Here is an 11,892-nt window from a genome sequence, read left to right on the forward strand (position 1 = left end):
CCTGCGGTGCGGTCAGGCCAGGCCGGCGAGCAGCTCGGCGACGGGCTTGCGGCGGCCGGTGTAGAACGGCACCTCCTCGCGGACGTGCAGCCGGGCCCGCGAGGGGCGCAGGTCGCGCATCAGGTCGACGATGCGGTGCAGCTCGTCGGCCTCGAAGGCGAGCAGCCACTCGTAGTCGCCGAGGGCGAAGGACGCGACCGTGTTGGCACGGACGTCCGGGTAGCCGCGGGCCATCTTGCCGTGCTCGGCGAGCATGGCGCGGCGCTCCTCGTCGGGCAGCAGGTACCACTCGTAGGAGCGCACGAACGGGTAGACGCACACGTAGTCGCGGGGCTGCTCGTCGGCGAGGAACGCCGGGATGTGCGACTTGTTGAACTCGGCCGGGCGGTGCAGCGCCATGTTCGACCAGACCGGCTCCAGCGCCCGGCCGAGGCCGGTGCGGCGGAAGCGGTTGTACGCCTCCTGCAGGTCGTCCGAGCTCTCGGCGTGCCACCAGACCATGACGTCGGCGTCGGCGCGCAGGCCGGAGACGTCGTAGGTGCCGCGCACGGTGACGTCCTTGGCGTCGAGCTGCGCGAACAGCCCGTCGGCCTCGGCGGCGAGCGCGGCCCGGTCCTCGGGCAGCTCGCCCTTGAGCTTGAACACCGACCACATGGTGTAGCGGATGACCTGGTTGAGGTCGCGGGCCTTCTTCTTCACGGGCTGCTCGGTGCTCTCAGTCATGGGGCCATTCTCCCCTCCGCGACGGGTGCTCCGGCCGCCGGGGTCAGCACCTCGCCGGCGGCGCGCCGGGCGCTCGCGATGCAGGCCGGGATGCCCACCCCGTCGTACGCCGCGCCGCACACGGCCAGGGCGCCGGCATCGGCGACGTGCCGGCGGATCCGCTCGACCCGGTCGAGGTGGCCGACCGGGTACTGCGGCAGCCCCTGCCGCCAGCGGGTCACGGCGGTGGCGTACGGCGCGGCCCGCAGGCCCACCGCGTTCGCGAGGTCGGCGAGCGAGCGGCCGACGAGTTCGTCGTCGGCCAGGTCGAGCGCGGCCTCCTCGCGGTGCCGCCCGAGCGAGGTGCGGAGCACGAAGGTGTCGGGCGCGGACTGCCCCAGCCACCCCCACTTGTTGCTGGAGAAGGTCGAGGCCTTGATCGCGCGGCCGTCCACCGGCGGCACCAGGAAACCGCTGCCCTGCGGCAGCCGGTCGAGGTCCGCGCGGCGGAACGCCAGGGTGACGAGCGCCATCCCGGCGTACTCGACGGCGGCGAGCTCGGCGGCGGCGAGGGGTGCGTCGGCCCGCAGCAGGGCGGCGGCCTGAGCCGCCGGGACGGCGAGCACGACCGCGTCGGCGTGCAGCACCTCGCCGCCGGTGACGACGCGCCAGCCGTCCGGGGTACGCCGCAGTCCGTCGACGGGGGTGCCGGTGCGCACGTCGGCCCCGGTCCGGCGGAGGTGGGCCGCGGCGGCCTCGGGCAGCGAGCCGAGCCCGCCGCGGACGCCCTGGAAGACCGGGCCCGCCCCGGGGCGCGGCCGGCCGACGAGCGCGCGCACGCCGTCGACGAGCGGCTCGCCGGACTGCACGAGCGGCAGCAGCTGGGGGACGGCGGCGCGCAGCGAGATCTCGTCGGCGTGGCCGGCGTAGACGCCGCCGAGCAGCGGTTCGACCAGCCGGTCGACGACCTCGCGGCCGAGGCGTGCGGCGACGTACGCGCCGATGGCGACGTCCGGTCCCGTCGGGGCGGGCCGCTCGTGGCGGGCGCGGTCGAGGCCGGCGTCGGAGAGCACGGTGGAGGCCGCGAGGGCGTCGAGGTCGCCGGGCACGCCCATGAGCTGTCCGCCGGGCAGCGGGCGCAGCGCGCCGCGGGTCCAGATCGCGGCCTTCGCGGTGGTGGGCGGCTCCAGGGCGTCGGCGAGGCCGACCTCCTCGGCGAGCGCCACGGCCTCGGGGCGACGGGCGAGCATCGACTCCGCCCCGAGGTCGACGCGGACGCCGCCGACCTCACCCGTCATCAGCTTGCCGCCGAGCCGCCCGGACGCCTCCAGCAGCGTGACCCGGCGCGGCCCGCCGCTCAGGAACACCGCTGCGGCGAGTCCGGCGATGCCGCCGCCGATCACCACGACATGAGGTTCTGCCATGCCTGGCAGTCTCGCACTCCTTACCTCCCGCGCCCCGCCGGGTCGGGCCGCCGACCGCCGCCGTGCGGGCCCCCGCCCGGGAGCGGGCCGTCAACTCCGTTCGGTGCGCGAGGCGGTGTACATCGGAGCGAGGCCGAGACGTGATCTTTTCGGGATGAACGCGGCGGGTCCCGATCGGCGGCTTCCGCGTCCAATAGGCGAAGAACCGGACGCGACAGGGGAGGACCGGCATGAGGGCGAGAGGCAGACGGCTGTTCGCAGGAGCAGCCGTGGCGGCGGCGCTGCTGCTCAGCGGATGCGGCGCGGACGGCGGGGGCAGCGCGTCGTCCGACGCGGCCGTGGCACCGGCGGCCGACGCCGGCGGCGCCGCGAAGGCGGCGCCGCCGGGCACCGCCCCGGCGGGCGCGGGCGGGGCGGAGAAGGCGGTCGGCACGGCCGCCCCGTCGGCCGGCCCCACCGCGAACGCCGCCGACCGCCGGTACATCGCGTACACCGGGCGGATCGTGCTGGAGGTGAAGGCGGCCGACCTCGACCGGGTGGCGGACGCCGTCCGCGGGGTGGCGACCGGCGGCGGGGGCTTCGTCGGCGGCGAGTCGCTGAACGGCGGCCAGGGCGGCCCGTCGAGCGGCCGGATCGAACTGAAGGTGCCGTCGGCCCGCTTCCAGCAGGCGATCGAGCAGCTGGCGGGCCTCGGCACGGTGCTGTCGCGGTCGAGCCAGGCCGACGACATGACGCAGCAGGTCGTCGACACGGAGAGCCGGCTGAAGACGCAGCAGGCCTCGGTCGACCGGGTGCGCGCCCTGCTCGCCGACGCGAAGACGCTCTCCGAGGTGGTGTCGCTGGAGAGCGAGCTGACCCGGCGGGAGGCCGACCTGGAGTCGCTCAAGCGGCAGCAGCAGGAGCTCGCCGCGCAGACCTCGCTGTCGACGATCACCGTGGAGCTGCGCCGGCCGTCGGTGACGGCCGTCGAGGAGGAGGAGAAGCCGGACGGCCTGTGGACGACGGTGGCCGACGCCTTCCGGGACGGCTGGCGGGTGCTGTGGGCGATCCTGCGGGGGCTGCTGATCGCCCTGGCCGCGCTGTCGCCGTTCGTGCTGCTGCTCGCGCCGGTGGCGTGGCTGGTGCGCCGGTCGGTGCTGCGCCGCCGGAGGACCGCGCCGCCGAAGCCGCCCGGGCCGGTCTGGCCGGCGCCCGCGCCGGGGCCCCGGCCGCAGGGCGGGCCCGGCTCCGTGCCGGGTCAGCGGATGCCGGAGGCGCCGCAGCAGTCGGACGGGCCGGCGGCGGGCGAGTGACGTCCGCCGGGGGGTGACCGCCGTGGCGGGGGCCGGTGCACCGGCCCCCGCCACGGTGTCAGCGGGCGCTCGTCTCGTGCACGAAGGCGACCAGGCGGCTCAGGGCGTCCGGGTCCATCGAGGGCATGACGCCGTGGCCGAGGTTGAAGATGTGGCCGGTGCCGCCGAGCGCCTGGGCGGCGTGGAGCACCTCTCGGGCCTTGGTCTCGACGACCCGGGTCGGGGCGTAGAGCACGGCGGGGTCGAGGTTGCCCTGCAGCGCCTTGTTGGGGCCGACCCGGTCGGCGGCGACGTTGAGCGGCACGCGCCAGTCGACGCCGACCACGTCCGCGCCGGCCTGGCCCATGAGGCCGAGGAGTTCGCCGGTGCCGACGCCGAAGTGGATCCGCGGGACGCCGTAGGAGGCGACCGCGTCGAAGACGCGGGTGCTCGCGGGCAGCACCGAGCGGCGGTAGTCGTCGGGGGCGAGCGCGCCGACCCAGGAGTCGAAGAGCTGGACGGCGGAGGCGCCGGCCTCGATCTGGATCTTCAGGAAGGCGGCGGTGATGTCCGCCAGCCGGTCGACCAGGCCCGCCCACAGCTCGGGGGCGCCGTACATCATGGCCTTGGTCTTCTCGTGGCTCTTCGACGGCCCGCCCTCGACCAGGTAGCTGGCCAGCGTGAACGGCGCGCCGGCGAAGCCGATCAGCGGGGTGCCGCCGAGCTCGTCGACGAGCAGGCCGACCGCCTCGGTGATGTACGGCATGTCGTCCGGCTCCAGCGGGCGCAGCCGGTCGAGGTCCTCGACGGTGCGGATGGGGTCGGCGATGACCGGGCCGACGCCCGGCTTGATGTCGACGTCGATGCCGACCGCGCGCAGCGGCACCACGATGTCGCTGAAGAAGATCGCCGCGTCCACCTTGTGGCGGCGCACGGGCTGGAGGGTGATCTCCTTCACCAGCTCGGGGCGCATGCAGGACTCCAGCATCGGGATCCCCTCGCGCACCTTGAGGTACTCGGGGAGCGAGCGGCCGGCCTGCCGCATGAACCAGACCGGGGTGTGCGGCACCGGCTCGCGGCGGGCCGCGCGCAGGAACGCGGAGTCGTGCGCGGCGCTGCGCCGCTCGTGGGGCTGCGGGCCGGGCTGGGCTGCGGGGGTCACCGCGGGAGTCTCACTCACGCCTCGAATCTTCGCACGCGCGCCGGGTGCGGCCGTCGCGGGCGGCTCGTAGGTTCGTCCGAGATCGGCCTCCCGGGGCCCTACGGCACGCCGCACCGGCGGAAGTTGCTCGGATTGGGGCCGCGGGCGACCTAGGCTTCCCCCCATGGCAGCGGTCGGCGGGCACCCCGCACAAGGTGGCGGAACGGACAAGGAAGCGGCGCCGATCGAGTTCCGCCGCGCGTTGGAGGCGATGGCCGGCGCCCGGCTCCGCCCCGAGGTGCAGCTCTCCCCCGCCCCGGCCCCGCGCCGGCTGGCCCCGTTCGCGTACGCCCTGACGGCCACCGTGGAGGTGGACGGCGAGGAGCTGGCCGACGGCCGGCTGGTGCTGCTGCACGACCCCGCCGGCCAGGAGGCCTGGCACGGCGACTTCCGGGTGGTCACCATGACCCGGGCCGAGCTGGAGCCGGAGATGGCGGGCGACCCGATGCTCGGCGAGGTCGGCTGGGCCTGGCTGATGGACGCGCTGCAGGCGCACGGGGCCGGGTACGCCGAGCCGGGCGGCACCGTGTCGCGCTGCGCCTCCCACTACTTCGGCGCCCTGGCGGACCGGCCGGCGTCGACGGAGATCGAGGTACGGGCGTCCTGGACGCCCGCGGACCGCCGCTTCGACCGGCACCTCGCCGCCTGGGGCGACCTGCTGGGCATCTGCGCCGGCCTGCCCCCGGTCACGGCCGGCGCGGCCGCGCTGACGGACTCCCCGTCCCTGGGCGGCGTCGTGCCGATGCCGGCCCGCCGCCGGCCGCGGCCGCACTGACCCGGCGGGCCCCGGGGCGCTCCCCCGCGCCCGCCCGCCCGTCCTGACGCCCCGTTCCGGGCCGTACCGCGCCGTCCCGCCGGCGGCCCCGCCGCACCCGCCCCGCGCCGTCACCCCGCCGCGCCGCCGTGCAGGCCGTCGGGCCGGGCCCCGGGCGGGCCGCCGCACGTCCGGGGGACGTGCGGACCGTCACGGCGCACCGCCACCCGCAGGGCTGACGGAGTGTGGCTTCCGTCGCGCTCTGCGTCAATTACCGCCACAGAGTCGATCATCTCGTTTCGGTATCGATCGAGGATGAGCGATACCGGAGCATGTCGAATCAGTCGACTGCGCGGTTTGTCCGTATTGTTACTCACCAGATCGTGATCTTTCGCTAAAGCCGGGCACGGATGATGCCGAAGGTGTCAGTGACCCTTTCCGAACGCGGAACACTCCGACCGCCCCATCGGGGTTCCGTCCGCCACTCCCCACAGGAGGCCTGGTGTCGGTCCTTCTCGAGCACCCCGCACACGTGGCCGCGTACCGTCCGACGAAGCCCACCGCCATGGTGGTCATCGCGGACCCGCGCGTCCGAAACACCGTCACCCGGCATCTGTGGGCCCTCGGTGTCCGCGACGTCATCGAGGTCTCCTCGATCGCCGAGGCCCGGCCGCGGGTCGCCACGCCCCGCGACATCTGCATCGCCGACGTGCACCTCCCGGACGGTTCCGGGCTGACCATCCTGGCCGAGACCAGGGCCGCGGGCTGGCCCAACGGTCTCGCCCTCTCCGCCGCCGACGACATCGGCGCCGTGCGCTCCGCCCTCGCGGGCGGCGTGAAGGGCTACGTCGTCACCGGCACGCGCACCAACCTGGCGATGCCGGGCCGACCGGGCATGCCGCTGGGCGCGGCACACCTGGCGGGCCGGATGCGCCGTCCGGGCATGCCCGGCGTGCCCGGCGCACCGGGTGCCCACGGCGCGCCCGGAGCACCCGGTGCGCCCGGAGCCCCGGGGGCCCAGCCCACGGCGTACCGGGAGCTCTCCGGCCGCGAGGTCGAGGTGTTGCGGCTGGTGGCGGAGGGCCAGTCCAACAAGGCCATCGGTGTGGCCATGGGCCTGTCCGCCCTGACCGTCAAGAGCCACCTGGCCCGGATCGCCCGCAAGCTGGGCACCGGCGACCGGGCCGGCATGGTCGCGGTGGCGCTGCGCACGGGCATCATCCACTGATCCCCGCACCGTATCGGCGGAGGCCCGGAGGAACGTTTCCTCCGGGCCTCCGCCGTGCCGGCGGCGGCCCGCCGTACGGGCGGCCGCCCTGCTCACCGGCACCACCGGGGGCGGGCGTCCGGCCGGCCACGGCCCGGCGGCATATGTCGGAACACAGTCTGACCAGTCCGACAACACTCCCGGCCGCGGACACCGTCGTACCCTTGGGGGGTGACCGACGCCGTAGCAGCCATCCCTGAAGAGACAGCCCCGGTCCCGCTCCTCGAACCGCGGGAGGGGCTGCCACCCGTCGTGGCCGACGAGCAGGCGCTCGCGGCGACGGTCGCGGCCTTCGCCGCGGGCAGCGGGCCGGTCGCCGTCGACGCCGAGCGCGCCTCCGGCTACCGCTACGGCCAGCGGGCCTACCTCATCCAGCTGCGGCGCGCCGGGGCCGGCACCGCGCTGATCGACCCGATCGCCTGCCCGGACCTCGCGGGCCTCGGCGAGGCGCTCGCCGACGCCGAGTGGGTCGTGCACGCCGCCACCCAGGACCTGCCCTGCCTCGCCGAGGTGGGCATGCGGCCGCGGCGGCTCTTCGACACCGAGCTCGCGGGCCGGCTGGCCGGCTTCCCCCGGGTGGGCCTGGGCCCGATGACGGAGAACGTGCTCGGCCTGTCGCTCGCCAAGGAGCACTCCGCGGTCGACTGGTCGACCCGCCCGCTGCCCGAGCCGTGGCTGCGCTACGCGGCACTGGACGTCGAGGTGCTGGTCGAGCTGCGCGACGCGCTGGAGGAGGAGCTGGACTCCCAGGGCAAGCTCGGCTGGGCGCTGCAGGAGTTCGCGGCCCTCGCCGCGGCCCCGCCGCCCGCGCCGCGGGTCGACCCGTGGCGGCGCACCTCGCAGCTGCACAAGGTGCGCCGGCGCCGTCAGCTCGCCGCCGTGCGCGAGCTGTGGCAGGCCCGGGACAGGATCGCCCGCGAACGCGACGTCTCCCCCGGCCGGGTGCTGGCCGACGCCGCGATCGTCAACGCCGCGCTCGCCATGCCGCTGAACGCCGCCGCGCTGGTCGCCGTGCAGGGCTTCGGCCCGCGGGTGAACCGGCGTCAGCTCGACCAGTGGCTGGCGGCCCTCCAGCGGGCCCGCGAGCTGCCCGAGGCCCAGCTGCCGACCGCCACCGCACCGCACGACGGCCCGCCGCCGCCGCGCGCCTGGGCCGAGAAGGACCCGGTCGCGGCCGCCCGGCTCACCTCCGCGCGCGCCGCGGTCACGGCGCTGGCCGAGAAGAAGAACCTGCCGGCGGAGAACCTGATCACGCCGGACCTCGTGCGCCGGGTCACCTGGGAGCCGCCGGCCGGGCAGGGTGCCGCGCCGATCGCGGCCGCGCTGCGGGCGCTCGGCGCCCGCGCCTGGCAGACCGAGCTGGTGGCCCCGGCCCTCGCCGCGGCGTACGCCGATGCCGACGCCGCCGCGGCTGCCGCCGCCGAGGCCGCCGCCCACGCCCACGCCGAGGCGGACGCCGAGGACTGACCGGCCGCGGTACGGACACCGAGGGGGCGCGGGAGACCGCGCCCCCCGGCATTTCCGCCCGGTCCGCGCCGGACGTGTCGCGCGACACACGCGGTCCGGGGGGTGTCGCCCCTGGGCAAGGTAGTTACCGACGGGTAGCATGGCCGTGAAGCAGCGCCGCTCCACCCGTGAGCTGTGCGGACTGCACTCAACGTCATGTCCCCTGGGAGGAGAGCCCCCGTGCCTCGTACCGCGAGGGACGTCGTCTTCGTCGACGGCGTCCGCACCCCGTTCGGCAAGGCCGGCCCGAAGGGCATCTACCACGAGACCCGCGCGGACGACCTGGTCGTCAAGTGCATCCGTGAGCTGGTGCGCCGCAACCCGAACCTGCCCGTCGAGCGGATCGACGAGGTCGCCATCGCGGCCACCACGCAGATCGGCGACCAGGGCCTCACCATCGGCCGCACCGCCGGTCTGCTGGCAGGCCTGCCGAAGTCCGTCCCGGGCTACGCCATCGACCGCATGTGTGCCGGTGCGATGACCGCCGTCACCGCCACCGCGGGCGGCATCGCCTTCGGCGCCTACGACATCGTCGTGGCCGGCGGCGTCGAGCACATGGGCCGCCACCCCATGGGCGAGGGCGTCGACCCGAACCCGCGTTTCGTGTCCGAGAAGCTGGTCGACGAGTCGGCCCTCTTCATGGGCATGACCGCGGAGAACCTGCACGACCGCCTCCCGCACATCACCAAGGAGCGCTGCGACGCGTACGCGGTGCGCTCGCAGGAGAAGGCCGCCAAGGCGTACGCCAACGGCGACATCCAGCCCGACCTGGTGCCGATCGCGATCCGCAACACCAACCCCGAGATCGGCGAGACCGGCTGGGGCCTGGCGACCACGGACGAGCCGATGCGACCGGGCACCACCATGGAGTCGCTGGCGAAGCTCAAGACGCCGTTCCGCCCGCACGGCAACATCACCGCGGGCAACGCGGCCGGCCTCAACGACGGCGCCACCGCCTCGCTGCTCGCCGCCGAGGACGTCGCCGAGGAGCTCGGCCTCCCGATCAAGATGCGCCTGGTCTCCTACGCCTTCGCCGGCGTCGAGCCCGAGGTCATGGGCATCGGCCCCGTCCCCGCGACCGAGAAGGCCCTGGCCAAGGCCGGCCTGACGATCGACGACATCGGCGCCTTCGAGATCAACGAGGCCTTCGCCGTCCAGGTGCTCTCGCTCCTCGACCACTACGGCATCGCCGACGACGACGAGCGCGTCAACCCGTACGGCGGTGCGATCGCGTTCGGCCACCCGCTGGCCTCCTCGGGCGTGCGCCTGATGACGCAGCTGGCCCACCGCTTCGAGCAGCGCCCCGACGTCCGCTACGGCCTGACCACCATGTGCATCGGCTTCGGCATGGGCGGCACGGTCATCTGGGAGAACCCGCACTTCGAGGGTGGTAAGTGAGCATGAGCACCACTGAGCTGCTGAAGCGCGCGGCCGAGCTGTTCCCCGGCGAGGTCGTCACCACCGCGCACGTACGCCACCTCGACCTGCCGCAGCAGGCCGGCCGGCTGGCGCTGATCACCCTGGACAACGGCTTCGACCACACCAAGCCGACCACCTTCGGCCCGGGCTCGCTGGCGAAGCTCTCCGAGGCGCTCGACCAGGTCGAGGCCGAGGCCGCCGAGGGGAAGATCGCCGCCGTGGCGATCACCGGCAAGCCGTTCATCTTCGCGGTCGGCGCCGACCTCAAGGGCGTCGAGGTGCTCAAGGAGCACAGCGACGCGCTGGCCATCGGCAAGGGCGGCCACGACGTCTTCAAGCGGATCGCCGCGCTGGCCGTCCCCTCCTTCGCCTACTACAACGGTGCCGCGATGGGCGGCGGCGTCGAGGTCGGCCTGCACTGCACCTACCGCACGGTCAGCTCGGGCGTCCCGGCGTTCTCGCTGCCCGAGGTGTTCCTCGGCCTCGTCCCCGGCTGGGGCGGCTGCACCATCCTGCCGAACCTCATCGGCCCGGCGAAGGCCGTCAAGGTCATCGTCGAGAACTCGATGAGCCAGAACAAGCAGCTCAAGGGCGCCGAGGTGTTCGAGCTCGGCATCGCGGACGCGATCTTCGAGCCGGCCGACTTCCTGGAGCAGTCCCTGCACTGGACGGCCGCGGTCCTCAAGGGCCAGATCGCCGTGCAGCGCGAGGAGATCGACCGCGGCAAGGCCTGGGACGACGCCGTCGCCTGGGGCCGCCTGGTCGCCGACGCCAAGGTGCACGGCGCCGCGCCGGCCGCCTACAAGGCGCTCGACATCATCCAGCAGGTCAAGGACCAGGACCTGCAGGCCGGCTTCGACGCCGAGGACGCGGCCCTGGCCGACCTCATCATGAGCGGCGAGCTGCGGGCCGGCCTGTACGCCTTCAACCTGGTGCAGCGCCGTGCCAAGCGCCCCTTCGGCGCGCCGGACAAGTCGCTGGCCCGCCCGGTCTCCAAGGTCGGCGTCGTCGGCGCGGGCCTGATGGCCTCCCAGCTGGCGCTGCTGTTCGCCCGCCGGCTGGAGGTGCCGGTCGTGCTGACCGACATCGACCAGGCGCGCATCGACAAGGGCGTCGGCTACGTCCACGGCGAGATCGACAAGCTCCTCGCCAAGGGCCGTATCGGCAAGGACAAGTCGAACAAGCTCAAGGGCCTCGTCACCGGCCACCTCGACAAGGCCGTCGCCTTCGGCGACGCGGACTTCGTCATCGAGGCCGTCTTCGAGGAGATGGGCGTCAAGCAGAACGTCTTCGCCGAGCTGGAGGCCGTGGTCTCGCCGACCACCATCCTCGCGACCAACACCTCCTCGCTGTCGGTCACCGAGATGGCCTCGAAGCTGGAGCACCCGGAGCGGGTCGTCGGCTTCCACTTCTTCAACCCGGTCGCGATCCTCCCGCTGCTGGAGATCGTCCGCGCGGAGAAGACCGACGACGCCTCGCTGGCCACCGCCTTCGGCGTGGCCCGCAAGCTCCGGAAGACGGCCGTCCTCAGCAAGGACGCCCCGGCGTTCGTGGTGAACCGGATCCTCACCCGCTTCATGGGCGAGATCCAGACCGTCATCGACGAGGGCACGCCGTTCGAGACCGTCGAGAAGGCCGTGCTCCCGCTCGGCCTGCCGATGTCGCCGATCGCCCTGCTGGAGCTGGTCGGACCGGCCATCGCCCTGCACGTCTCGGAGACCCTGCACGGTGCCTTCCCGGAGCGGTTCGCCGTCTCCGAGAACCTCGGCAAGGTCGTCACGGCGGGCAAGCGCGGCTTCTACGTCTGGGAGGACGGCAAGCAGGTCCTCGACCCGACCGTGCTGGAGCTGCTCTCCTTCGGCGACACCGTGCTGACGGAGGAGCAGGTGCGCGAGCGCACCCTCGCCGCCGTCGCGCAGGAGATCGGCCTGATGCTGGCCGAGGGCGTCGTCGGCGAGGCGCAGGACATCGACCTGTGCATGATCACCGGCGCGGGCTGGCCCTTCCACCTGGGCGGCATCACGCCGTACCTGGACCGCGAGGGCGTCTCCCAGCGGGTGAACGGCAAGCCGTTCCTCGCCCCGGGCGTGGCCTCCGTGCCGGCCTGACGCTGCCGGCCCGGCACTTCCAGGCCCGGCACCACCGCACCACCACCGCAGGACCCACGAAGGCCCCCGCCGCACGGCGGGGGCCTTCGGCCGTCCGCGGCGGCACCGGGAGGCACGCCCGCGCGGAGCGGGAGACGGGAGACGGCCACCAGGTGACAGGTGGCGCCAGGAGGCCCGTACCGTCGTCCGGGGCGCGCACGCCGGGCCGGGCGGCCGGGGCGGGGCCCGGAGGACCGGACG

The 11,892-nt window shown here is 74.6% G+C and carries 9 protein-coding genes; 6 read left to right on the plus strand and 3 right to left on the minus strand.

The window, feature by feature from the left end; genetic code table 11:
• Positions 1-12 precede the first annotated feature (12 nt).
• Positions 13-723: a hydrogen peroxide-dependent heme synthase gene (gene hemQ, locus OG335_RS12795; RefSeq protein ID WP_405011222.1), complete on the minus strand. Its 711-nt coding sequence runs from the start codon at positions 721-723 to the stop codon at positions 13-15.
• On the minus strand, positions 720-2,126 hold the full coding sequence (gene hemG / locus OG335_RS12800) for a protoporphyrinogen oxidase (protein WP_405011223.1): 1,407 nt from the start codon (positions 2,124-2,126) through the stop codon (positions 720-722). Before hemG ends, hemQ begins: the two co-directional genes overlap by 4 nt.
• A 269-nt stretch (positions 2,127-2,395) precedes the next feature.
• Here hemG and OG335_RS12805 point away from each other — a divergent pair, with 269 nt between their 5' ends.
• Complete coding sequence (locus OG335_RS12805) at positions 2,396-3,418, plus strand: DUF4349 domain-containing protein (protein WP_405011224.1); 1,023 nt, start codon at positions 2,396-2,398, stop codon at positions 3,416-3,418.
• A gap of 58 nt (positions 3,419-3,476) precedes the next feature.
• Here the strand turns inward: OG335_RS12805 and hemE are convergent, their stop codons facing one another.
• Positions 3,477-4,559 (minus strand): uroporphyrinogen decarboxylase, encoded by a 1,083-nt coding sequence (gene hemE / locus OG335_RS12810; RefSeq protein ID WP_405015377.1) that lies wholly within the window; start codon positions 4,557-4,559, stop codon positions 3,477-3,479.
• 163 nt (positions 4,560-4,722) lie between these two features.
• Here hemE and OG335_RS12815 point away from each other — a divergent pair, with 163 nt between their 5' ends.
• The 5 genes from OG335_RS12815 to OG335_RS12835 all read left to right on the plus strand — a co-directional run bounded on the left by OG335_RS12815 (position 4,723) and on the right by OG335_RS12835 (position 11,652).
• Positions 4,723-5,373, plus strand: a complete 651-nt coding sequence (locus tag OG335_RS12815) for a DUF3000 domain-containing protein (protein WP_405011225.1) — start codon at positions 4,723-4,725, stop codon at positions 5,371-5,373.
• A gap of 481 nt (positions 5,374-5,854) precedes the next feature.
• A complete protein-coding gene (locus OG335_RS12820; RefSeq protein ID WP_405011226.1) occupies positions 5,855-6,580 on the plus strand; it encodes a LuxR C-terminal-related transcriptional regulator in 726 nt (241 codons plus the stop codon).
• Between the two features lie 210 nt (positions 6,581-6,790).
• The gene (locus OG335_RS12825) at positions 6,791-8,086 is read left to right on the plus strand and encodes an HRDC domain-containing protein (protein ID WP_405011227.1); all 1,296 of its coding nucleotides are present in this window, start codon (positions 6,791-6,793) and stop codon (positions 8,084-8,086) included.
• Between the two features lie 219 nt (positions 8,087-8,305).
• Positions 8,306-9,523 (plus strand): thiolase family protein, encoded by a 1,218-nt coding sequence (locus OG335_RS12830; protein WP_405011228.1) that lies wholly within the window; start codon positions 8,306-8,308, stop codon positions 9,521-9,523.
• A 2-nt stretch (positions 9,524-9,525) separates the two neighbouring features.
• Entirely contained in the window at positions 9,526-11,652 is a 2,127-nt protein-coding gene (locus OG335_RS12835; RefSeq protein WP_405011229.1) for a 3-hydroxyacyl-CoA dehydrogenase NAD-binding domain-containing protein, read from the plus strand.
• Positions 11,653-11,892: the final 240 nt, after the last annotated feature.

Source organism: Kitasatospora sp. NBC_01539, from assembly GCF_045040525.1.
Lineage (GTDB): Bacteria > Actinomycetota > Actinomycetes > Streptomycetales > Streptomycetaceae > Kitasatospora.

What these genes read in the sequence shown, in the direction of transcription:
- OG335_RS12815 (WP_405011225.1), top strand. Translation starts at nt 4,723, where the DNA reads ATGGCAGCGGTCGGCGGGCACCCCGCACAAGGTGGCGGAACGGACAAG.
- OG335_RS12835 (WP_405011229.1), top strand. Translation starts at nt 9,526, where the DNA reads ATGAGCACCACTGAGCTGCTGAAGCGCGCGGCCGAGCTGTTCCCCGGC.
- hemQ (WP_405011222.1), bottom strand. Translation starts at nt 723, where the DNA reads ATGACTGAGAGCACCGAGCAGCCCGTGAAGAAGAAGGCCCGCGACCTC.
- hemG (WP_405011223.1), bottom strand. Translation starts at nt 2,126, where the DNA reads ATGGCAGAACCTCATGTCGTGGTGATCGGCGGCGGCATCGCCGGACTC.